The sequence below is a fragment of the Aquibium sp. A9E412 genome (assembly GCF_030398335.1).
Classification (GTDB): domain Bacteria; phylum Pseudomonadota; class Alphaproteobacteria; order Rhizobiales; family Rhizobiaceae; genus A9E412.
In genome coordinates this window covers 59,562-80,171 of the sequence record NZ_JAOAOP010000004.1, presented here as the reverse complement: position 1 = coordinate 80,171, position 20,610 = coordinate 59,562, and the positions used below count along the sequence as shown (strand labels likewise).

Below are 20,610 nucleotides of genomic sequence, written 5' to 3'. Positions count from 1 at the left end.
CGGTCATCGACTTGTCCGGCTGGGTCTCGTCAATCGGCGGGGAGCTTGTAAACCCGTCCGCGCCCCTCGACCTTCTCCGAGGCAATCTCGAGCCCGAGTTTCTTCTTGAGCGCCCCCGCCATCGCGCCGCGCACCGTGTGCGACTGCCAGCCTGTCGCGGCCATGATCTCCTCGATGGTCGCGCCTTCCGGCGCGCGCAGCATGGCGATCAACGTGGCCTGCTTGGTCCCCTCGCGCGGTGTGCGCGCTTTGGGCGCAGCCTCCGTCTCTGTGGGGGCGTCCGGCGCGGGCTCCTCGGTCGGCGCTTCCGTCGCGCCCGCAGGCGCGGTGTTCGCGTCCTCCGGTGCGATGCCGATGGCAGCGAGCCCTGCGGCGGTCGCGACCAGAGTGACGCCATGACCTTCGCCGGTCTCGCGCCAGACGTGCTCACCCTTGCGCATGTTCGCATCGACCTCTTCGAGGAATCCCTTGGTGAGCATCGCGCCGACCACCTTGGCGGCGGCGCCCCCGCGAAGGCTCTCGGGCAGCGGCAGGGCGATGTGCTCGGGCCGCTGGGCGGCGGCGCTCAGGATCAGCGCCTGGGTGTCGGAAAGCTTGGTCATCGTCGTCTCCCGTATCGGGGCGCGCGGCATGCGGGCCCTTCTACGAGGTCGAGCCCGCCAGTCGGCGGGCCGGACCGGGAGCGGGTCGTCTCACTCGGCGTATTCGCCTTCCTTGAAGGCGCTGTCGGTGATCTCGCGGAGCTTCTCGCGATAGTGGTTCAGTGTGCCAACGTGACCCCAGTTGATCTCGTCGGGGTTGGTCTCGAAGTGGTCCGCGCTGAGGGCGGCGAGCCGCTCCAGCATCGCGTCGATCTCGAACTTGGCGGCGAGGAAGGCGTCGAGGGCATTCGTGTTGTCGGTCGTGCGGCAGGTCATCGGGGTGGCTCCTTGGGTCGAGTTGCATCGCGTCGTCGAAGTGACGTTCGCTCTGCGTGCTATGCTTATCAACTTGATAACCACCTGATTTTGAACGATAATCGGAGCCGTTGATGCAGGGCATGAGCGAGCGCCAGTACGCCGCGCATGTCGGGCTATCGCGTGGTGCGATCCAGAAGGCGAAGACGGCCGAGCGGCTGGTGCTATACGCGGACGGCTCCATCGATGCGGCTGCGTCCGACCGGCGACGGGCCGAGACCACGGATCCGTCGAAGACCAGAAAGCCACCTGCGCCGAGGCTCAAGCCCGTTCCTGAGGCGGCGGTTGCCGCGGTTGGCGACACGCTCCGCGAACAGGGGCTGGCGGTCCCGGCGGTGGGTGGCGGCACGACCTTTCTGCAGGCCAAGACGGCCAACGAGGTTCTGAAGGCGCAGGAGCGACGCATCCGGCTGCAGAAGCTGAAGGGGGAGTTGATCGAGCGGGCACGCGCGTTGGCGCTGGTGTTCCGATTGGCGCGGGAGGAACGGGATTCATGGGTGAACTGGCCCGCGCGTACGGCGGCGCTGATGGCGGCCGATCTCGGCGTGGAGCCCGCCGCGATGCAGAAGGTCCTGGAGAAACATGTACGCGCCCACCTCGACGATCTCGCCGAGGTCCGGCCCGACTTCCGATGAGAGCGGCGATGGCCTGACGGACTTCGACGGCGCGGGAGAGATCCTGCGCGCGTGGGGCAATGGGCTCCGGCCCGACCCGGACCTGACCGTATCGGAATGGGCGGACCGGCACCGGATGCTCTCGGGCCGCGCCTCGGCCGAACCGGGGCGCTATCGCACCGCACGCACGCCCTACATGCGCGAGATCATGGACCGGCTGTCGCCGGGCGACACGATGCAACGCATCGTGTTCATGAAGGCGGCGCAGGTGGGCGCGACCGAGGCCGGGAACAACTGGATGGGCTTCGCCATCCACCAGGCGCCCGGCCCGATGCTGGCGGTCCAGCCGACGGTGGAACTGGCCAAACGCAACTCGCGGCAACGGATCGACCCGCTGATCGACGAGAGCCCGGAACTGCGGGATCGCGTCAAACCGGCACGGTCGCGCGACGCCGGCAACACGATGTTGTCCAAAGAATTCGCGGGCGGCATCCTGATCATGACGGGCGCGAACTCCGCCGTGGGGCTGCGCTCGACCCCGGCGCGCTACATCTTCCTCGACGAGGTCGACGCCTATCCGGCCTCTGCCGACGAGGAAGGCGATCCGGTCACACTGGCCGAGGCGCGTTCGCTGACCTTCGCCCACCGGCGCAAGGTGTTCCTGGTCTCGACGCCTACCATCCGGGGGCTGAGCAGGATCGAACGAGAATATGAGGCATCGGACCAGCGGCGGTTCTTCGTGCCGTGCCCGCATTGCGGCGCGATGCAATGGCTGAAGTTCGACCGGCTGCGCTGGCAGAAGGGCCGCCCCGAGACGGCGGAATATCACTGCGAGGGCTGCGATGCGGCAATCGCGGAACACAACAAGACAGCGATGCTGGAGGGCGGTGAATGGCGGGCGACCGCCACGGCCGCCGATCCTACCACGGTCGGGTATCACCTTTCCGCCCTCTATTCGCCGATCGGCTGGCTGAGCTGGGAGCGGATCGTGCGGGCATGGGACGCGGCGCAGGGGTCGGACGAGGCGATCAAGGCGTTCCGCAACACGGTCCTCGGCGAGACATGGGTCGAGACCGGGGAAGCGCCCGACTGGCAGCGGCTCTACGACCGGCGGGAACGCTGGACATCCGGCAGCGTGCCAGCGGGCGGGCTGTTCCTGACCGCAGGGGCCGACGTCCAGAAGGACCGGATCGAGGTCGATGTCTGGGCCTGGGGTCGCGGGCTCGAAAGCTGGCTCGTCGATCATGTCGTCATCGAGGGCGGGCCCGATCGGCATGACGCGTGGTCGGACCTGACCGCGTTGCTGGACCGGTCCTGGCTGCATGAACGCGGCGCGCATCTCAGGATCGCGCGTCTCGCCATCGACACCGGCTACGAGGCTCCGGCGGTCTATTCCTGGTCGCGGGCGCAAGGAGCTGCGCAGGTGTCGCCGGTGAAGGGCGTCGAAGGGTTCAACCGCTCGAGCCCGGTGTCGGGACCGACATTCGTGGACGCGACCGAGGGCGGGAAACGTCTGCGGCGCGGGGCGCGGCTCTGGACCGTGGCGGTCTCGACCTTCAAGGCCGAAACCTATCGCTTCCTGCGGCTGGAACGGCCGACCGAGGAGGACATGGCCGACGGGGCAGCATTCCCGCCCGGCTCGGTGCATCTGCCGCACTGGGTCGAGAACGAATGGCTGAAGCAGTTCGTCGCCGAACAGCTGGTCACCGTGCGCACCAAGCGCGGCTTCGCCCGGCTGGAATGGCAGAAGCTGCGCGAACGCAACGAGGCGCTGGATTGCCGGGTCTATGCCCGCGCCGCCGCCTGGATCGCGGGCGCGGACCGCTGGCCGGACGAGAAATGGCGCGACCTCGAGGATCAGCTCGGGGCGGCCCCCACTGACAACGATCCCGCCGGGCAGATCAACCGGCCGGGACAGGCCCCGCAGGGCAAGCGCCGCTCCGACTGGCTCGGACGGCGCGGAGGATGGTTCTGAGCATGACCGACTGGACGGAAACCGAACTCTCGGCGCTGCGCCGGGCCTATGCCAGCGGCACGACCCGGGTCAGCTATGACGGCAAGTCGGTGGACTATGGCTCGGCCGAGGACCTGCTCGCCCGCATCCGCACCATCGAGCGCGCCATCGCGGGGACGACCCGGCCGCTGCCGATCGCCGGGCTGGCGGGCTTCTCGCGCGGGGACCGGTGATGTCGGCGAACTGGTTCGATCACGCCATCGCATCGGTGGCCCCGCGCATGGCCGCCCGGCGTGTGCTGGCGCGGCAGGCCTTCGAGACCTTGACGCGTGGCTATGACGGGGCGGCGCGAGGGCGGCGGACGGAGGGATGGCGCGCGCCGGGTTCTTCGGCCGACACCGAGATCGGCGCCGCCGGGGCGCTCTTGCGCGACCGGATGCGGGATCTCGTGCGCAACAACCCGCATGCGGCCAAGGCCGTGGCGGTGCTGGTCAACAACATCATCGGCGCGGGCATCATGCCGCGCGCCGCCAGCGGCGACGACACGCTTGATCGGAAGGTCGACGCGCTGTTCGAGCGCTGGACGGCGGAGTGCGACGCCGATGGCCAGCTCGATTTCTACGGTCTGCAGACGCTGATCTGCCGCGAGATGGTCGAGGCGGGCGAGGTCCTGGTGCGCCGCCGTCTGCGGCGCGCGAGCGACGGCCTGCCGGTGCCGCTGCAACTGCAGGTGCTGGAGGCCGACTTCCTCGACGCCGCGAAATCCGGGGCCATCGGTGCAGGACGGCTGGTCCAGGGGATCGAGTTCGACCCGGTCGGCAAGCGCCGGGCCTATTGGCTCCATGCCGAACATCCCGGCGACGCCTATGGCGCCTTGCAGAACGGATTGCAGAGCCGCCCGGTCCCTGCGAACGAGATCGCCCATGTCTACGAGAAGCAGCGCACGCAGGCGCGCGGCGTGCCCTGGGGTGCGCCGGTAATCAGATCCCTGCGCGACCTCGACGATTACGAGGTCGCCGAACTGGTCCGCAAGAAGACCGAGGCCTGCGTCACCGCCATCGTCTTCGGTGACGACGAGGCGCAACAGGGCATCGCACCCTCCGTGGTCGATGCCGACGGCAACCGGGTCGAGCAGTTCGAGCCGGGGCTGATCGCCTATGCCCGCGGCGGAAAGGACATCCGGTTCAACCAGCCATCGGCCAACGGCGGCTATGGCGAATACAAGCGGGCGAGCCTGCACACGATCTCGGCCGGGTTCCGGGTGCCCTACGAGTTGCTCACCGGCGATCTCAGCCAGGTGAACTATTCCTCGATCCGGGCGGGACTCGTCGAGTTCCGCCGCCAGATCGACGCGGTGCAGTGGCAGCTCTTCATCCCGATGTTCTGCGCGCCGGTCTGGCGTTGGTTCACGGAAGCCGCGTGGGCGGCGGGCCAGATCCCGTCGCCGACCGTGCCGGTCGAATGGTCGCCGCCGAAGTTCGAGGCGGTCGATCCGCAGAAGGATGCGATGGCCAACCTGCTGTCGATCCGCTCCGGTACCATGACGCTGGCCGAGGTGATCGCCCGGCAGGGTCGCAACCCGGACGCCGTGCTGGCCGAGATCGCGGCGACCAATGCCAAGCTCGACGCGCTCGGGCTGGTGCTCGACAGCGACCCCCGGCGCGTCACGAAGACCGGCAGCGCGCAGACGGGCGATCCGGCGACCGATCCGGCCGACGACGAACCGGACACCGACGACCCGGCCGCCGACGCGGACAATGACCCGGCGCAGGCCGACCAGCAGGACTGACCTTCATGGACACGATGATCGAACTGCCGGCCATGCGCCGGTCGGCGGAGCTTGCGCCGAACACGGCCGATGCCGACAGACGCACCGTCGAGGTGGTCTGGTCGGCCGGGGCCCGCGTCCGCCGCGCGACCTTCTTCGGCGAGCCCTATGATGAGGAGCTCAGCCTCGACCCGGCCCATGTCCGGCTCGACCGGCTGAACGCGGGTGCGCCGTTCCTGAAGGTGCACGAGCTCGACACGCTCGATGCGGTGATCGGTTCGGTCGTGCCGGGCTCGGCCCGGATCGAGAACGGGCGCGGCATCGCGCTGGTGCGGATCAGCGAGCGTGCGGACGTCGAGCCGATCTGGCGTGACATCCAGGCGGGCCACATCCGCGCGGTCTCGATCGGCTACCAGGTCCACCGCTTCGAGGTCTCCAAGCCCGAGGCCGCCCGCGAGCTTTGGCGCGCGGTGGACTGGACGCCGTTCGAGGTCTCCGCCGTCGCGGTCGGCGCCGACCCCGCCGCCGGTTTCCGCGCCCAGCACCCCCTTCAGGACTGCGTCCTTCACCGCCGGGACGCCCCTTCCACTACGAAAGGACCGATCCCGATGACGGACAAGACCGAAACCCCGGCAAGCGACGCCGCACCCGCCACCACCCAGCCGACCGCGCCGGTCGCAACCGAGGAGACCCCCATGACCGAGCCGAAAGCCGCTGCGCCCGACCCGAAGGTCGCGGCCAGCGATACGCGCAGCCAGCCGAAGACGCAGGCCACTCCCGCGCCCGACACCGAGGCGGTCGCCACCCGCGCCCGCGAGGCCGAGCGCGACCGCGTCTCCACGATCTACGATCTCGCGGGCCGCCTGAACCTCGAGCGCGGCTTTGCCGAGGATCTGGTCAAGCGCGGCGTCAGCGTGGACGAGTCCCGCCGCCTGATCCTCGATCAGGTCGCCGCGAAATCGGACGAGACCCGGACCTTTCCCCATGTCTCCGTCCCCCTCGGCGGCCGGGACGAGCGCATCACCCGCCGCGACGCGGTGGCGAACGCGCTGCTGCACCGCTACAGCCCGACGCTGTTCCAGCTGGAAGACGCCGCGCGCCAGTACCGCGGCATGACGCTGCTGGAGCTCGCCCGCGAAAGCCTCGGCAATGCCGGGGTGAACACGCGCGGCCTGTCGCGCGACGAGGTGGCGACGCGCGCCCTGCATTCGACCTCCGACTTCCCCGAGATCCTGTCGGCCGTCACCAACAAGACCCTCCGGCAGGCCTACGAGGCCTATCCCCGCACCTTCATGCTCTTCTGCCGCCAGGTGCTCGCCACGGACTTCAAGGCCATGCATCGGGTGCAGCTCGGCGAAGCGCCGCAGCTGCTCGAGGTCGGCGAGAGCGGCGAGTTCAAGCGCGGGACGCTGGGCGAGAGCAAGGAGAGCTACAAGGTCAAGACCTATGGCCGGGTGGTCGCCATCACCCGCCAGACACTGATCAACGACGATCTCGACGCCTTCACCCGCATCCCGGCGATGTACGGCAATTCCATCGCCCAGCTGGAGTCGGACGTGGTCTGGGGCATCATCACCGCCAACCCGGCGATGGCCGACGGCAACGCGCTGTTCCACACCAGCCACAAGAACCTCGCGGGCACCGGCGCGGCGCTGGCCGTCGAGGCGGTGGGCGCGGCGCGCGCGGCGATGGCCAAGCAGACCGGCCTCGACAAGAAGACGGTGCTGAACGTCCGGCCCGCCTTCCTGATCGTGCCCGCCTCGCTGGAACTGAAGGCCGAGCAGCTGGTCGCGCAGAACCTCGTGCCTGCCGCGACGTCCAGCGTGGTGCCGCAGTCGATCCGCACACTCGCACCGATCAGCGAACCCCGGCTCGATGCCGCCAGCGAGACCGCCTGGTATCTGGCGGCAAGCCCGAACCAGATCGACACCATCGAGTACGCCTACCTCGAGGGCCAACAGGGCGCCTACATCGAGACGCGCAACGGCTTCGACGTCGACGGGGTCGAGATCAAGTGCCGCCTCGACTTCGGCGCCAAGGCCATCGACTGGCGCGGCCTCTACAAGAACCCGGGCGCGTAAGGCGCACCCCATCCTGAGCCCTGACACACGGGCGGTCCTCATGGGCCGCCCTTTGTCTTTCCCAAAGGATCCTCCCCATGAAAAACTACGTTCAGCCCGGCAACACCATCACCCTGACCGCGCCCTATGCCGTCGCCTCGGGCGATGGCCTGCTCGTCGGCTCCATCTTCGGCATCGCCTCGGGCGCGGCCGCGCTCGGCGAGCCCGTCGAGACCGCGCTCACCGGCGTCTTCGACATCACCAAGGTCGGCTCCCAGGCCTGGACCGTCGGCTCCAAGGTCTATTGGGACGACACCAACAAGCGCTGCACCACGGTCGCCACCGACAACACTCTTGTCGGCGTGGCCGTCGAAGCGGTGGCCAGCGGCGCGGGCGACACCATCGGGCGGGTGCGCCTGAACGCGGCGTTCTGATGAGCGCCTTCGCCGCCGCCGTTGGCGCGCTCTTCGCCGATCAGAACATCGGCCGGGACGCGGTCTACATCGCCGACGGCGGCGCGCCCGTCCTGGTGCGCGTGATCGCCCGGCGTGCCGATGCGATCACGGACTTCGGCGATACGCGGCTCTGGTCCGAGACCACCCGGATCGACCTGCGCGCCGCAGAGGTGGCGAACCCGCGCCCCGGCGACCGGATCGAGATCGAGGGCGAGGCCTTCCTCATTCAGGGCGAGCCGGTCCGCGACGGCGAGCGGCTCGTCTGGACCGTCGATCTGAGGCCCGCGTGATGGCCATGAAGCTGAAGCTCGACATCGATCCCGACATCGTCGCGATGATGGCCGCCGAGGTCGCGGCGGGCGAACGCGCTGTGACCGCCGCCATGCGCGAGGCCGGGACCGGGCTGAAGACCGCATGGCGGTTGCAGATCACCGGCGCGGGGCTCGGCGCCCGGCTGGCCAACTCGATCCGGAGCCAGAACTTCCCCAAGTCGGGCGAGAGCCTCGACGCCGCGGCGCTGGTCTGGTCGAAGGCGCCGGTCATCGTCGGCGCCCACGACACCGGTCCGCTGATCCGCTCGAAGGACGGGTTCTGGCTGGCGATCCCGCTGCCCGCAGCGGGCAAGTCCCTGCGCGGCGGGCGGATCACCCCCGGCGAATGGGAGCGGCGGCGCGGCCTGCGCCTGCGCTTCGTCTATCGCCGGACGGGGCCGAGCCTGCTGGTGGCGGAGGGCCGGCTGAACACCAAGGGTCAGGCGGTGGTGTCGCGCTCGAAGACCGGGCGCGGAAAGGTCACTGCGCTGATCTTCCTGTTGGTGCCGCAGGTCAAGCTGCCGAAGCGGCTTGATCTGGCGAGGGATGCCGAGCGGGCGCACGACGCGGTACCGGGACTGATCGTGGCGAATTGGGTGGAGGCGAAACTATAGTCGGACGCGCCGGAAAAAGGATCTGGAGCCCTGACAGGCCCCGTCTATCTCGGCGGCCGAGAGATCGTATTCTGGTCCTGATGCCGCCTGCACGGTCCGGCGCCCGAAGCCCGGTGACCGGCGTGGCCTCACGTGGCCACCCGCAAATCGGCCCGCGCGTCGCGGATGATCGACCACGAGGATTGCAGAAACAGCCCGGCGATCACTGCCGCTACAACGAGGTCGGGCCATGCCGTGTTAGTCCAGGCGACCAGACCCGCTGCCACGACGACCGCTGCATTGCCGATGGCGTCGTTGCGCGAGAACAGCCAGACGGCCCGAACGTTGGCATCTCCGGCCCGGTGGGGCAGCAACGGCAGAACGGCAACCACGTTGACCACGAGCGCGATCACGGCGAACAGGCCCATCAGTTCAGCTTCAGGCTGCTGCTGAACCAGTACGCGGTAGGCCGTGTTGGCGAGGACCCCGAGACCGAGCGCCCCGAGAAACAAGCCTTGGATCAGAGCGGAACGGGCTCGCCAGACCAGGCTCCAGCCGATCGCCAGAACCCCAAGGAAGGTGATCAGGCCATCGCCGAGGAAATCGAGCGCATCGGCTTTCAGGGCCTGCGATCCGGAAATGAAGCCGCCAACCATCTCGATGAGGCCGTAGCCCACGTTCAGCACGATCACGATCCACAGCGCACGCCGGTAGGCCGGGGTGATATGGCTCAAGTCCTTCGGAAGATCGTCGATGTCTCCCTCGTGATCAGCTTCGGGTCCGCCCAGCCGATCCAGTCGGTAGCCGATGCCCGACACCGCACGCTCCACTTCGGGCAGCTGCAAACTCAGGTCGGATACATGCACCGTCATGATCTGCGTGGCAGTCGAGACCTTCACGTCCTCGACCCCGGCCGACCGCACCGCCTTCTCGATCTTCGCGGCGCATGACGGGCAGTCCATGCCGGTGACTCTGTAGCGCGCGTGCTCAGCGTTGCTCATTGTGGCCGTTTCGCTCATTACGATCTTCCGTGGACAGACGAGGCTATATATCATTGCAGACTGATATGTCGAGCGAGACCGGAATCCTTCAGCAGGCTGATGCTCAAGTCGTCGAGTTGCGGGCGAAGCTTTTCCGCGGCTTGGCTGACTTCTCGCGCATGTCGATTTTGGCCGCTCTGCGTGACGGCCCGCTTTCGGTTGGGGAGATCGTTGGCGCCACCGGCCTGTCGCAGTCGAACGCCTCAAACCACCTGCGGTGCCTGAGCGAATGCGGGCTGGTTGTCGGAGAACCGGACGGTCGGTTCGTCCGGTATCGGTTGAGCGATCCGCGCTTGGACGAACTGATGAGGCTGGCCGACGACCTCCTGGCCGGGACCGCTCGGGGCGTTGACTCGTGCGAGAATTTCAAAGGAACGGGCACGGTCTGATCGACGGCGGACGTCCGCCGTCGTTGGCCTACGATCAAGACCGGGCGACGACGCCCGGTGCTGTGCCATTCGGATTTTCTTCGGTGACATCATGCCCAGTACACGCGAGGCCACGCTGGCGGCGCTGCACGCACGTCTTTTGACGGTGCCTGCCACAACCCTGCGCGGCGAGGTTCTGCCCGAGCGCGTGCCCGCCGCCGGGCTCCTGATCCTGCGGGACGGCGAACCGGGCGAGCCGGAGGTGACGCTCTCGCCTCTGCGCTACCACTACCAGCACCGCGCCGAGATCGAAGCGGTCGTGCAGGGCGCCGATCGGGACGCCGACTTCGACAGGCTGACCGCCAGCATTGGCGCGGCGCTCGCCGCCGACCGCACGCTTGGCGGGCTCTGCGACTGGGTCGAGGCGGAAGCCCCGCGCCCCGTAGACCTGCCGGTCGAGGGCGCCGCGAGCCTGAAGGCCGCCGTGATCCCGGTGGTGCTGCACTATTCCACTGCCGACCAGTTGGCCTGACCCCGACAACCCGAGGAGAACACCATGGCACGAGCCCAGGGGGCGCGGGCGTTGATGGCGCTTGCGTTCGAGACGACCTATGGAACGCCGCCCGTGGGCGGCTTCACCCGCATGCCCTTCGCCAGCACGTCGCTCGGCGCAGAGCAACCGCTGCTGAACTCGGAACTGCTGGGCTACGGTCGTGATCCGCTGGCGCCGATCAAGGATGCGGTGACGGCCGACGGCGATGTCGTCGTGCCGCTCGACGCGGAGGCCTTCGGCTTCTGGCTGAAGGCGGCCTTCGGCGCGCCGACGACCACGGGCGCGGAAGCGCCGTACAGCCACGAGTTCCAGTCGGGGTCGTGGACGCTGCCCAGCATGTCGATCGAAACCGGCATGCCGGAGGTTCCGCGCTATGCGATGTATTCCGGCTGCGTGCTCGACCAGATCACCTGGCAGATGCAGCGCTCGGGCCTGCTGACTGCAACGGCGCGGCTGGTGGCGCAGGGCGAGACGGTCGGGACCACGACCAGCGCCGGGACACCCGCCGCGCTGGAGCTGAAGCGTTTCGGCCATTTCAACGGGGCGATCACGCGCAACGGCTCGGCTCTCGGCAATGTGGTCTCGGCCGAGATCACCTATGCCAATAATCTCGATCGGATCGAGACCATCCGCTCGGACGGGCGCATCGATGGTGCGGACCCGTCCATCGCGGCGCTGACCGGCCGGATCGAGGTGCGGTTCGCCGACCAGACACTGGTGACGCAGGCGATCAACGGCGAGGCCTGCGAGATGGAGTTCGCCTACGTCCTGCCCTCGGGCGAGAGCTTCACCTTCACCGTGCACGCCGTCTACCTGCCGCGTCCCCGCATCGAGATCTCCGGGCCGCAGGGCGTGCAGGCCACCTTCGACTGGCAGGCCGCCCGCGACAGCGTCGTCGGCCGGATGTGCACCGCAACCCTCGTGAACGATGTGGAGACGTATTGATGCTGATGCTCGACCTGACCAACGCGCCGCGCTGGCACGACCTCGCCCCCGGCGTCCAGGTGCAGCTACGCCCGCTCACCACTGCCCTGATGGTGGCGACCCGCAGCGATCCCGCTGTCGAGGCGGTCCCCGAGGAGGCCTCGGACGAGGAACGCGCGGTCGCCTTCGCCAAGGCGCTGGCGCGGCGGGCGGTGCTCGGCTGGGAGGGCATCGGCGATGCTGCCGGCAAGCCCATCGACCCGAGCCACGAGGCCATCGACGCACTGCTCGATATCTGGCCGATCTTCGAGGCCTTCCAGCTGACCTACGTCTCCAAGGGCCTGCTGCTGGAACAGGAAAAAAACGGCTCCGCGCTCTCGCCGAATGGTCCTTCGGCGGGGGCGAGCGCTACTGCGAAGCCTGCGCGCAAGCCTGCCCGGACTGCCCGGCGCGACTGAACCGTCCGGAAACGCCGGAGGGTTGGCAGGTCTGGGACCTGGTCGGCCGTCTCGGTGGCCAGCTGCGCGTGCTTCCCGGCGCCGTGATCGGCTGGGATATGTCGGCGGCGCTGGCGCTCGGTGAAGCCCTAAGCGTGCCGCCCGTCGTCATGGCCGAACTGCTGCCCGTCATCGAAGCGGTGATGGTCGCCAAGCTCAACGAACAGATGGATCACTCCCATGGCGGAAAAACGGGTTAGCGTCCGCCTCGCGGCCGTGGGCGGACGGCAAGTGCGCGCTGAACTGGAAGGCGTGGGCGAGGCCGGGGCGCGCGGCTTCGGACGGCTGAGCCGGGAGATGGAGGCAGCGAACGCTCGGCTCGCGGCTTTCTCGCGGCAGGTGGGGGTGGCCGCTGCTGCCGCCGTAGCGGCCGCTGCCGCCGCCGGTGTGGCGATGGTGCGTTCCGGCCTGCAAACGGTGGATGCGCAGGCGAAGCTGGCGCAATCCCTCGGCACCACCGTCGCCTCGATCCAGACGCTGGAGCGCGCGGGCGAACTGGCGGGCGTGTCGATGTCCGGCATCGAGCAGGCCACCAAGGATCTGACGCGTCGGCTCAGCCAGGCGGCCGCCGGCACCGGACCCGCGGCAGACGCGCTGGACCGGCTCGGGCTCTCGGCCAACGAGCTGATCGCGCTGCCGCTGGACCAGCGTGTCGGTGCGATCAACGCGGCCATCGAGAACTTCGTGCCCGCAGCTGAGCGCGCGGCGGTCGCGGGGCAACTCTTCGGCGAGGAAGGCTCCATCGCCATGTCGCGGATCGACACTGCGACGCTGCGCCAGGCGACGGAGGACGTCCTTGCCTTCGGGGTCGTCGTCTCGGAGCAGGATGCCGACCAGATCGAGCGGACGAACGATGCGATCTCCCGGCTCGGGCTGATCTGGCGCGGTCTGTCGAACCAGCTCGCTGTCGCCGCCGCACCGGCACTGGAAGCCGTCGCTGACGCTATGGCGGCGGTCGCCAGCCGCACCGGCCCGCTCGGCATCGCGATCCGGGGTCTCTTCGACAACATCGGCCGCTTGACCACCTACGCCGCGACCTTCGCGGCCTTTCTCGCGGGCCGCTGGGTGGCTGGCATGGCCGCCGCCGCACTCTCCGTCCGTGGCCTCGCCACGGCGCTGGTCGTCCTGCGCGGCGCGCTGATCCGCACCGGCATCGGCGCGTTGATCGTCGGCGCGGGCGAGCTGGTCTATCAGTTCACCCGCCTCGTGTCCGGCGCGGGCGGCTTTGGCGAGGCCATGTCGCTCCTGAAGGACCTCGCCGTCGAGGTCTGGCAACGCATCAGGATGGGCGCGGCTGCGGCGGGCGCGGCCGCCACGGCGATGTTCTTCGACCTGAAGGCCGATGCGGCGTCGGGCATGCAGAGCGCCATCGAGAATGTCGTCGGTTTTGGCAACACGGCCGCGAACACGTTCGAGGGGGCTTACGAGGCGATCAAGGCGATCTGGGGCCTGCTGCCCGCCGCCATTGGCGATCTGGCGTTCCAGGCGGCCAACAGCCTGGTCGACGGCGTAGAGGCGATGCTGAACGGCGTGGTCTCGCGCATCAACGGCTTCATTGGTGGCATCAACCAGGGGCTGGAAGCGCTCGGGTCTGATCGCCGCATCTCGCTGGTGCCTGACCTCGACCTCGGCGAGATCGAGAACCGCTTCGAGGGCGCGGCCAGTGCCGCCACGACGGCGGCGCAGGCGGCGTTCGACCGGGCCTTCGAGGACAACCCGCTCACCGCGCCCGATCTCGGCCTGACCGACGCTGCGAACCGCGCACTTGAGTCCGCGAACGTCTACCGGGGTGTCGCGCGCGATCTGGCCGAAGGGGCCCGCGCCCCGCTCGAAAGCTGGCAGGCCCTGCGTGATGCGGTCCGCGGCACCGATGAGGCGAGTGCGGATGCGCTGACCGAGGCCACGGGCGCGGCCGAGCGGCTGGAGACCGCGCTTGGCGATGCCGGGCGCGCTGCGACGGGTGCAGGCGCAGCCGCCGAGGCTGCAGCCGCTGCGGCAGAGCCCGCGACCGAGGCTGCCGTCACCGGTTGGCAGGCCGTCACGGCGGCGCTGTCGGGCTACGCCAGCAAGGCGCGCGAGATCGGTGGCGACATCGGCCAGAGCCTCGTCGGCGCCTTCCAGTCGGCCGAGAACGCGGTGGGCCAGTTCGTGAGGACCGGCAAGCTCGCCTTCCGCGACATGGTCACGTCGATGATCGCCGACCTCGCCCAGCTCGCGGCGCGGCGGTTCATCCTCGGGCCGATCGCCAATGCGCTCTCGGGCGTGTTCTCAGGGGCGGGCGGCATCTTCGCCAACGTCCTGCATGCGGGCGGGACGGTGGGGTCCGCGGGGCCCTCGCGCATGGTCCCGGCCATGGCCTTTGCCGCTGCCCCGCGCATGCATGGCGGCGGAACGGCCGGCCTCCGCCATGACGAGGTGCCCGCGATCCTGCAGCGCGGCGAGCGGGTGCTGTCGCGGCGGGAGGCGCAGAGCTACGGCGCAGGCGGCGGCGTCAACGTCACCATCATGGCCCGCGACGCCGAGAGCTTTCGGCAGTCCCGCACACAGGTCGCGGCCGACATCGCCCGCGCCGTGTCGCTCGGCCGGAGGGGCATGTGATGGCGTTCCACGAGGTCCGGTTTCCCGACAACATCAGCCGCGGCGCGCGGGGCGGGCCGGAACGGCGCACGCAGATCGTCGAGCTCGCCTCGGGCGACGAGGAGCGCAACGCCAGCTGGGCCAATTCGCGCCGCCGTTATGACGTCGCCTATGGCATCCGCCGCGCCGATGACCTGGCGGCGGTCGTCGCCTTCTTCGAGGCGCGCAACGGGCGGCTCCACGGCTTCCGGTTCAAGGACTGGGCCGATCACAAGTCCTGCCTGCCGTCGGGCACGCCATCGCCCACCGATCAGTCGATCGGCACCGGCGACGGCGCGACCACCGCCTTCCAGCTGGTGAAGCGCTACGCCTCGGGTGCGCAATCCTGGACGCGCGCCATCGCCAAGCCGGTGACCGGAACTGCGCGCATCGCGCTCGCCGGGGTCGAGCAGCCCTTCGGCTGGTCGGTCGACACCGCCACCGGCGTCGTCACCTTCAGCGCCGCGCCGGGCGCTGGCGTCGCGATCACCGCGGGGTTCGAGTTCGACGTGCCGGTCCGCTTCGACACCGACGCGCTCGACGTGACGCTCGACCTCGAGCGCCTGGGCTCGATCACATCCATCCCGCTGCTGGAACTCCGCCGATGAAGACCCTCGACCCTGACCTGCAGGCCCATCTCGACGAGGGCACGACCACACTCGCCTGGTGCTGGCGGATCACGCGCTCCGACGCCGTGAGCTTCGGCTTCACCGACCACGACCGAACGCTCAGCTTCGACGCGACGGATTTCGAGCCCGAGAGCGGGCTGACAGCCTCCGAGGTGCGCTCGGGATCGGACCTGTCCGTCGATGCGCAGGACGCCGAGGGCGTGCTGACCTCGGACCGGATCACCGAGACCGACATCCTCGACGGCCGCTGGGACAACGCGGAGGTCGAGGTCTGGCGGGTGAACTGGTCTGATCCCGGCCAGCGCGTGCTGATGCGGCGGGGCGCCATCGGCCAGATCCCGCGCGGGCGGCTCGCCTTCGTCGCCGAGGTTCGCTCGCTCGCCCACGTCCTCGGCCAGACGGTCGGGCGGACCTTCCAGGCGACCTGCGATGCGGCGCTTGGCGACGCGCGCTGCGGCGTCGATCTGGAGGGCCCCGCATACAAGGGGACGGGCGCCGTCATCGATCTCCTCCGGGACCGGGCCTTCACCGCCTCGGGGCTCGGCGGGTTCGAGGACGGCTGGTTCACCTTCGGCACGCTGGACTGGACGAGCGGCGCGAACGCCGGGCGGCGCACCGAAGTGCTGGGCCATGACGTCGCGGATGGCATCGCCGTACTGACGCTGCTCGAAGCGCCGGTGCGCGCGATCGCCGAGGACGACGGCTTCACCATTCGCGCGGGCTGCGACAAGCGGATGGAGACCTGTGGTGCGAAGTTCACGAACACCGCCAACTTCCGCGGGTTCCCGCACATCCCCGGCCAGGACGCCGTTCTCCGCTACGCCACGAAGGACGGCGGCCACGAAGGGTCCGTGCTGTGAACGCCGATCCGAAGCGCGTCATCGCCATCGCACGCTCGTGGCTCGGCACGCCCTACCACGACCAGGCCAGCCTTCGAGGCGTCGGCTGCGATTGCCTCGGGCTCGCCCGCGGCGTCTGGCGCGAGGTCGTCGGCCCCGAGCCGTTCCCGCTCCCGCCCTACAGCCGGGACTGGGGCGAGACCGGCCCGCGCGAGGTGCTGGCCGAGGGCGCACGACGCATGATGAACGAGGTGTCGCCCGCCGAGGCCGGTCCCGGCGCGCTGGTGCTGTTCCGCATGAAGCCCCGCGCGATCGCCAAGCATGTCGGGATCCTGACCGCTCCCGACACCTTCCTCCACGCCTACGAGCGGCTCGGCGTGATCGAGGAACCGCTCACCCCATCCTGGCGGCGGCGCATCGCCTTCGCCTTTCTCTTCCCGCAACGCTGAGACCCCGACATGGCCACCCTCGTTCTCGGTGCCGCTGGCGCCGCCATTGGCGGTTCGATCGGCGGCGCGATCCTCGGCGTCAGCGCCGCCACCATCGGCGGCTTCGTCGGCTCCACCATCGGCTCGGTGGTCGACAGCTGGATCATCTCGTCGCTGGCGCCGACGCAGCGCATCGAGGGCGCGCGTCTCGACACGCTGCGCATCACTTCGGCCACCGAAGGCGCGGTCATCCCGCGGCTCTACGGGCGCATGCGGATGGGCGGCAACATCATCTGGGCGACCGATTTCCGCGAGGAGACGAAGACCACCACCCAAGGGGGCGGCAAGGGCGCCGGCGGCGGCAAGGTCAAGACGACCGAGTATCTCTACTACGCCAGCTTCGCGGTGGCGCTCTGCGAGGGCCCGATCACCGGGATCGGGCGCATCTGGGCCGACGGCAAGCCGATGGACCTCTCCGGCGTCACCTGGCGCTGGTATCCCGGCGATGAGGCGCAGACCGCCGATCCGTTCATCGCCGCGAGGATGGGCGTGGCCGGCACGCCTGCCTATCGTGGTACGGCCTATGTGGTCTTCGAGGAACTGGCGCTCTCGACCTATGGCAACCGTCTGCCGCAGCTCTCCTTCGAGGTGTTCCGCCCGCTCGCCGATCCCGACACCGCCGAGGGGCTGACCCGCGCCGTCACCATGATCCCGGCCTCCGGCGAGTTCACCTACGCGACGCAAGCGATCCGCAAGACCGACGGCGGCGCGACGGTGCCGGAGAACCTGAATGCGCTGGCCGACTCCACCGACATGGTGGAGGCGCTCGACCGGCTGCAGGCCATGGCCCCTGCCGTTGAGAGCGTCAGCCTCGTGGTCGCGTGGTTCGGCGACGATCTGCGCGCGGGATCGTGCAAGGTGCGGCCGGGCGTCGAGGTGTCCGCGAAGTCGACCACGCCCGCCAGCTGGTCGGTGAATGGCGTCAGCCGCGCCGGCGCCTTCCTCGTCAGCCGCGACGATCAGGATCGCCCGGTCTATGGCGGCACGCCGTCGGACTTCGCAGTGGTTCAGGCGATCCAGGAGATGAAGGCGCGCGGGCTGCGCGTCACCTTCTACCCGTTCATCCTGATGGACGTGCCGCCCGGCAACAGCCTCCCGAACCCCTATTCCGACAACGCCGCCGAGATCGGCCAGCCTGCCTTCCCGTGGCGGGGGCGGATCACCTGTTCGCCTGCCGCTGGTTTCGCGGGGACCGTGGACAAGACCGCCACGGCGGCCGCGCAGGTCGCGGCGCTGTTCGGCGCGGCGACGCCTGCGAGCTTCAGCGTGGCGGGCGAGAGCGTGAGTTGGACCGGCCCATCCGGCGACTGGGGCCTGCGCCGCATGGTGCTGCACTACGCCCATCTCTGCGCAGCGGCGGGCGGGGTCGACGCCTTCCTGATCGGCACCGAGATGCCGGGGCTGACGACCGTCCGCTCGGGGCCGTCCAGCTATCCGGCGGTGCAGGCGTATCGGGATCTGCTCGCGAATGTGCGCTCGATCCTCGGGTCCGGCACCAGGATCGGATACGCGGCGGACTGGTCGGAATATTTCGGGCACCAGCCGGGCGACGGCTCGGGCGACGTGTTCTTTCACCTCGACCCGCTCTGGGCCGATCCGGAGATCGACTTCGTCGGGATCGACAACTACATGCCGCTGTCGGACTGGCGCGACGGGTTCGAGCATCTTGACGCGGCCGAGGGCTGGCCCGCGATCTACGACCGGGCCTACCTGCAGGGGAACATCGCGGGCGGCGAAGGCTTCGACTGGTTCTATGCCAGCGCAGCGGATCGCTCCGCGCAGGTGCGGACCCCGATCACCGACGGTGCTGCGGCCAAGCCGTGGGTCTTCCGCTACAAGGATCTGCGCGCCTGGTGGTCAAACGCGCATTACGACCGACCGGGCGGGGTGGAGAGCGGCACGCCGACGGCATGGACGCCCGAGTCCAAGCCGATCTGGTTCACCGAGCTCGGCTGTCCCGCCATCGACCGGGGCACGAACCAGCCGAACGTGTTCTTCGATCCGAAGTCGTCCGAGAGCTTCACGCCGCATTTCTCGCGGGGCTGGCGCGACGACGCGATCCAGCGCGCCTATCTGGAGGCGACGTATCTCTGGTGGGGCGACGCGGCGAACAACCCGGTGTCCTCGGTCTACGGCGGGCCGATGGTGCATGTGCCCGAATGCGCCGCCTGGACCTGGGACGCGCGGCCCTATCCGTTCTTTCCGGCGCTGACCGACGTCTGGACGGACGGGGCGAACTGGCGGCTCGGGCATTGGCTGACCGGACGGCTGGGGGCAGTGTCGCTGGCCGCGCTGGTCCGGCATCTCTGCCTGCGCGCCGGGCTGCCCGAGGCGCGGGTCGACGTCTCCGGCCTCTGGGGCGCGGTCGAGGGTTACGCCATCACCGCGCTGGAAAGCCCGCGCGCGTCGATCACGACGCTGTCGCGGCATTTCGGCTTCGACGCGGTCGAGACCGAGGGCGCGATCCGCTTCGTCATGCGCGGCCGCGCCTCCGTCGCCACCCTCGCGCCCGACGATCTTGTTGCTCCTCGCGAAGGCGACGTGCTGGAGCTCACGCGCGGCCAGGAGACCGAACTCCCGCAGGCGTTGAAGTGGCAGATCGCCCGCGCCGATGAGGACTACGACGCGGCCCTCGTCGAGGCGCGGCGCATCACCGTGGACACGACCCGCATCGCCTCCGAGTCCTTCCCGATGGCTGTGCCGCCCGAGGAAGCGGAACGGCGTTGCCGCCGCGCCCTGATGGAGGCGTGGGTGGGGCGCGAGACGGCGGCGTTCCGTCTGCCGCCCTCGCGGCTCGCGCTCGACCCGGCCGACGCGATCCGGCTCGCGCATGACGGGCGGCTGGTCGATCTGCGGGTCGTCTCCATCGCCGACGCGGAGGCGCGCGGGATCGAAGCGGTCCGCCAGGACCGCGCGACCTACGATCTGCCGCCCGGCGATCCGCGCGCGGCGTCGCTGACGCGGGCCGTGGTGTTCGGCGCGCCGGACGCGGTGCTGATGGACCTGCCGCAGCTGACCGAGGACCAGCCCGCGCATCGGCCCCTCATTGCGGCGCACGCGGTTCCCTGGCACGGCGAGATGGCGGTGTTCCGCAGCCCCTCCACGGATGGCTTCGAGCTGCTGACCACGTTCGGCAGCCGCGCCCGGATCGGGGCGCTGATCTCGGGCCTCTACGCGGGCCCCACCTCGCGCTTCGACCTCGGTAATGCGCTGGTGGTCGATCTGCTGACCGGCACGTTGGAAAGCGTCACCGACCTGACCCTGTTCGGAGGCGCCAACGCGCTTGCCATCGAGAGCGCGCCTGGGGTCTGGGAGATCGTGCAGGCGGGCGCGGCGGAACTCCTGGCGCCGGGCCGGTATCGGCTGACCCGCTTGCTGCGGGGTCAGCGCGGCAGTGAGGGCGCGATCAGAAATCCGGCTCCGGCTGGCGCGCGGGTCGTCATGCTGGACACCGCACTTGCGTCACTGCCGATCACCGAAGCCGATCTCGGGATACCGTGGAACTGGCGCATCGGCCCAGCGAGCCGCCCGGTCAGCGACGAGACCTATGTCGCGCAGCCCTTCACGCCCGAGGGCGTCGGTCTGCGGCCGTTCTCGGTCGCCCATGTCGAGCAGCCGTGGCGGACTCCGCGCACGCCCGGCGATCTGGCGATCCGCTGGACGCGACGATCCCGCGCGCTCGCCGCCGACAGCTGGGGCGCGGTCGAGGTGCCGATCGCCGAGGAGACCGAAGCCTACGAGGTCGAGATCCTCGACGGTGCCACCGTCAAGCGGGTCCTGTCCACGTCCACCACCAGCGCGGTCTACACCGCCGCAGACCAGACCACCGATTTGGGCGCGCCGCTCGGACCCGGCGACACGCTCGACATCCGTATCTACCAGCTCTCCGCCCTCGTTGGGCGGGGCGCACCCAAGACCGTTACGCTCACGTTCTGAGGCCATCCC

At 69.6% G+C, this 20,610-nt stretch carries 21 protein-coding genes; 18 read left to right on the top strand and 3 right to left on the bottom strand.

Annotated features, from left to right (window positions below; all coding sequences use genetic code 11):
• Nucleotides 1-29: 29 nt before the first annotated feature.
• Nucleotides 30-602 (bottom strand): DUF3489 domain-containing protein, encoded by a 573-nt coding sequence (locus tag N1F89_RS03455; protein WP_290081485.1) that lies wholly within the window; start codon nucleotides 600-602, stop codon nucleotides 30-32.
• Nucleotides 603-692: 90 nt separating this feature from the next.
• Complete coding sequence (locus N1F89_RS03450; RefSeq protein ID WP_290081484.1) at nucleotides 693-917, bottom strand: hypothetical protein; 225 nt, start codon at nucleotides 915-917, stop codon at nucleotides 693-695.
• A gap of 113 nt (nucleotides 918-1,030) precedes the next feature.
• On the opposite strand from N1F89_RS03450, the gene N1F89_RS03445 reads away from it, so the two are divergent.
• The 8 genes from N1F89_RS03445 (at nucleotide 1,031) to N1F89_RS03410 (ending at nucleotide 8,732) form a co-directional block, all read left to right on the top strand.
• Nucleotides 1,031-1,591, top strand: coding sequence for a hypothetical protein (locus N1F89_RS03445; RefSeq protein WP_290081483.1), 561 nt, complete (start codon nucleotides 1,031-1,033; stop codon nucleotides 1,589-1,591).
• Complete coding sequence (locus N1F89_RS03440) at nucleotides 1,539-3,545, top strand: phage terminase large subunit family protein (RefSeq protein ID WP_290081482.1); 2,007 nt, start codon at nucleotides 1,539-1,541, stop codon at nucleotides 3,543-3,545. Before N1F89_RS03445 ends, N1F89_RS03440 begins: the two co-directional genes overlap by 53 nt.
• Nucleotides 3,546-3,547: 2 nt before the next feature.
• Nucleotides 3,548-3,757: a hypothetical protein gene (locus N1F89_RS03435; RefSeq protein WP_037207673.1), complete on the top strand. Its 210-nt coding sequence runs from the start codon at nucleotides 3,548-3,550 to the stop codon at nucleotides 3,755-3,757.
• Nucleotides 3,757-5,313, top strand: a complete 1,557-nt coding sequence (locus tag N1F89_RS03430; RefSeq protein WP_290081479.1) for a phage portal protein — start codon at nucleotides 3,757-3,759, stop codon at nucleotides 5,311-5,313. Before N1F89_RS03435 ends, N1F89_RS03430 begins: the two co-directional genes overlap by 1 nt.
• Before the next feature lie 5 nt (nucleotides 5,314-5,318).
• Nucleotides 5,319-7,373, top strand: a complete 2,055-nt coding sequence (locus tag N1F89_RS03425) for a prohead protease/major capsid protein fusion protein (protein WP_290081477.1) — start codon at nucleotides 5,319-5,321, stop codon at nucleotides 7,371-7,373.
• A gap of 77 nt (nucleotides 7,374-7,450) precedes the next feature.
• Nucleotides 7,451-7,786 (top strand): DUF2190 family protein, encoded by a 336-nt coding sequence (locus N1F89_RS03420; RefSeq protein WP_209336189.1) that lies wholly within the window; start codon nucleotides 7,451-7,453, stop codon nucleotides 7,784-7,786.
• Nucleotides 7,786-8,097: a hypothetical protein gene (locus tag N1F89_RS03415; protein WP_209336188.1), complete on the top strand. Its 312-nt coding sequence runs from the start codon at nucleotides 7,786-7,788 to the stop codon at nucleotides 8,095-8,097. Before N1F89_RS03420 ends, N1F89_RS03415 begins: the two co-directional genes overlap by 1 nt.
• Nucleotides 8,097-8,732: a DUF6441 family protein gene (locus N1F89_RS03410; RefSeq protein ID WP_290081476.1), complete on the top strand. Its 636-nt coding sequence runs from the start codon at nucleotides 8,097-8,099 to the stop codon at nucleotides 8,730-8,732. Before N1F89_RS03415 ends, N1F89_RS03410 begins: the two co-directional genes overlap by 1 nt.
• A gap of 128 nt (nucleotides 8,733-8,860) precedes the next feature.
• Here N1F89_RS03410 and N1F89_RS03405 read toward each other — a convergent pair whose 3' ends face one another.
• On the bottom strand, nucleotides 8,861-9,730 hold the full coding sequence (locus N1F89_RS03405; RefSeq protein WP_013654509.1) for a cation transporter: 870 nt from the start codon (nucleotides 9,728-9,730) through the stop codon (nucleotides 8,861-8,863).
• A 47-nt stretch (nucleotides 9,731-9,777) separates the two neighbouring features.
• Between N1F89_RS03405 and N1F89_RS03400 the strand changes: the two genes are divergently transcribed.
• The 10 genes from N1F89_RS03400 (at nucleotide 9,778) to N1F89_RS03355 (ending at nucleotide 20,601) form a co-directional block, all read left to right on the top strand.
• Nucleotides 9,778-10,140, top strand: a complete 363-nt coding sequence (locus N1F89_RS03400) for a metalloregulator ArsR/SmtB family transcription factor (protein ID WP_013654510.1) — start codon at nucleotides 9,778-9,780, stop codon at nucleotides 10,138-10,140.
• Nucleotides 10,141-10,231: 91 nt separating this feature from the next.
• Nucleotides 10,232-10,651 carry a hypothetical protein gene (locus tag N1F89_RS03395; protein WP_209336187.1) on the top strand — a complete coding sequence of 140 codons (420 nt, stop codon included), beginning with the start codon at nucleotides 10,232-10,234 and terminating at the stop codon, nucleotides 10,649-10,651.
• A 24-nt stretch (nucleotides 10,652-10,675) separates the two neighbouring features.
• Nucleotides 10,676-11,617 carry a phage tail tube protein gene (locus tag N1F89_RS03390; protein WP_290081473.1) on the top strand — a complete coding sequence of 314 codons (942 nt, stop codon included), beginning with the start codon at nucleotides 10,676-10,678 and terminating at the stop codon, nucleotides 11,615-11,617.
• Nucleotides 11,617-12,054: a hypothetical protein gene (locus N1F89_RS03385; RefSeq protein ID WP_290081471.1), complete on the top strand. Its 438-nt coding sequence runs from the start codon at nucleotides 11,617-11,619 to the stop codon at nucleotides 12,052-12,054. Before N1F89_RS03390 ends, N1F89_RS03385 begins: the two co-directional genes overlap by 1 nt.
• Before the next feature lie 68 nt (nucleotides 12,055-12,122).
• Nucleotides 12,123-12,293, top strand: coding sequence for a hypothetical protein (locus tag N1F89_RS03380; protein ID WP_290081469.1), 171 nt, complete (start codon nucleotides 12,123-12,125; stop codon nucleotides 12,291-12,293).
• The gene (locus N1F89_RS03375; RefSeq protein ID WP_290081468.1) at nucleotides 12,274-14,691 is read left to right on the top strand and encodes a phage tail tape measure C-terminal domain-containing protein; all 2,418 of its coding nucleotides are present in this window, start codon (nucleotides 12,274-12,276) and stop codon (nucleotides 14,689-14,691) included. Before N1F89_RS03380 ends, N1F89_RS03375 begins: the two co-directional genes overlap by 20 nt.
• The gene (locus tag N1F89_RS03370; RefSeq protein WP_290081467.1) at nucleotides 14,691-15,317 is read left to right on the top strand and encodes a DUF2460 domain-containing protein; all 627 of its coding nucleotides are present in this window, start codon (nucleotides 14,691-14,693) and stop codon (nucleotides 15,315-15,317) included. Before N1F89_RS03375 ends, N1F89_RS03370 begins: the two co-directional genes overlap by 1 nt.
• Nucleotides 15,314-16,198, top strand: coding sequence for a DUF2163 domain-containing protein (locus N1F89_RS03365; RefSeq protein ID WP_290081466.1), 885 nt, complete (start codon nucleotides 15,314-15,316; stop codon nucleotides 16,196-16,198). The genes N1F89_RS03370 and N1F89_RS03365 overlap by 4 nt, the downstream gene beginning before the upstream one ends.
• On the top strand, nucleotides 16,195-16,626 hold the full coding sequence (locus tag N1F89_RS03360; RefSeq protein WP_290081464.1) for an NlpC/P60 family protein: 432 nt from the start codon (nucleotides 16,195-16,197) through the stop codon (nucleotides 16,624-16,626). The genes N1F89_RS03365 and N1F89_RS03360 overlap by 4 nt, the downstream gene beginning before the upstream one ends.
• A 9-nt stretch (nucleotides 16,627-16,635) precedes the next feature.
• Nucleotides 16,636-20,601: a glycoside hydrolase TIM-barrel-like domain-containing protein gene (locus tag N1F89_RS03355; RefSeq protein ID WP_290081462.1), complete on the top strand. Its 3,966-nt coding sequence runs from the start codon at nucleotides 16,636-16,638 to the stop codon at nucleotides 20,599-20,601.
• Nucleotides 20,602-20,610: the final 9 nt, after the last annotated feature.

Bases quoted from the DNA above. Each gene is read 5' to 3' on its own strand.
- N1F89_RS03455 (WP_290081485.1), bottom strand. From the start codon at position 602: ATGACCAAGCTTTCCGACACCCAGGCGCTGATCCTGAGCGCCGCCGCC.
- N1F89_RS03450 (WP_290081484.1), bottom strand. From the start codon at position 917: ATGACCTGCCGCACGACCGACAACACGAATGCCCTCGACGCCTTCCTC.
- N1F89_RS03445 (WP_290081483.1), top strand. From the start codon at position 1,031: ATGCAGGGCATGAGCGAGCGCCAGTACGCCGCGCATGTCGGGCTATCG.
- N1F89_RS03440 (WP_290081482.1), top strand. From the start codon at position 1,539: ATGTACGCGCCCACCTCGACGATCTCGCCGAGGTCCGGCCCGACTTCC.
- N1F89_RS03435 (WP_037207673.1), top strand. From the start codon at position 3,548: ATGACCGACTGGACGGAAACCGAACTCTCGGCGCTGCGCCGGGCCTAT.
- N1F89_RS03430 (WP_290081479.1), top strand. From the start codon at position 3,757: ATGTCGGCGAACTGGTTCGATCACGCCATCGCATCGGTGGCCCCGCGC.
- N1F89_RS03425 (WP_290081477.1), top strand. From the start codon at position 5,319: ATGGACACGATGATCGAACTGCCGGCCATGCGCCGGTCGGCGGAGCTT.
- N1F89_RS03420 (WP_209336189.1), top strand. From the start codon at position 7,451: ATGAAAAACTACGTTCAGCCCGGCAACACCATCACCCTGACCGCGCCC.
- N1F89_RS03415 (WP_209336188.1), top strand. From the start codon at position 7,786: ATGAGCGCCTTCGCCGCCGCCGTTGGCGCGCTCTTCGCCGATCAGAAC.
- N1F89_RS03410 (WP_290081476.1), top strand. From the start codon at position 8,097: ATGGCCATGAAGCTGAAGCTCGACATCGATCCCGACATCGTCGCGATG.
- N1F89_RS03405 (WP_013654509.1), bottom strand. From the start codon at position 9,730: ATGAGCGAAACGGCCACAATGAGCAACGCTGAGCACGCGCGCTACAGA.
- N1F89_RS03400 (WP_013654510.1), top strand. From the start codon at position 9,778: ATGTCGAGCGAGACCGGAATCCTTCAGCAGGCTGATGCTCAAGTCGTC.
- N1F89_RS03395 (WP_209336187.1), top strand. From the start codon at position 10,232: ATGCCCAGTACACGCGAGGCCACGCTGGCGGCGCTGCACGCACGTCTT.
- N1F89_RS03390 (WP_290081473.1), top strand. From the start codon at position 10,676: ATGGCACGAGCCCAGGGGGCGCGGGCGTTGATGGCGCTTGCGTTCGAG.
- N1F89_RS03385 (WP_290081471.1), top strand. From the start codon at position 11,617: ATGCTGATGCTCGACCTGACCAACGCGCCGCGCTGGCACGACCTCGCC.
- N1F89_RS03375 (WP_290081468.1), top strand. From the start codon at position 12,274: ATGGCGGAAAAACGGGTTAGCGTCCGCCTCGCGGCCGTGGGCGGACGG.
- N1F89_RS03370 (WP_290081467.1), top strand. From the start codon at position 14,691: ATGGCGTTCCACGAGGTCCGGTTTCCCGACAACATCAGCCGCGGCGCG.
- N1F89_RS03365 (WP_290081466.1), top strand. From the start codon at position 15,314: ATGAAGACCCTCGACCCTGACCTGCAGGCCCATCTCGACGAGGGCACG.
- N1F89_RS03355 (WP_290081462.1), top strand. From the start codon at position 16,636: ATGGCCACCCTCGTTCTCGGTGCCGCTGGCGCCGCCATTGGCGGTTCG.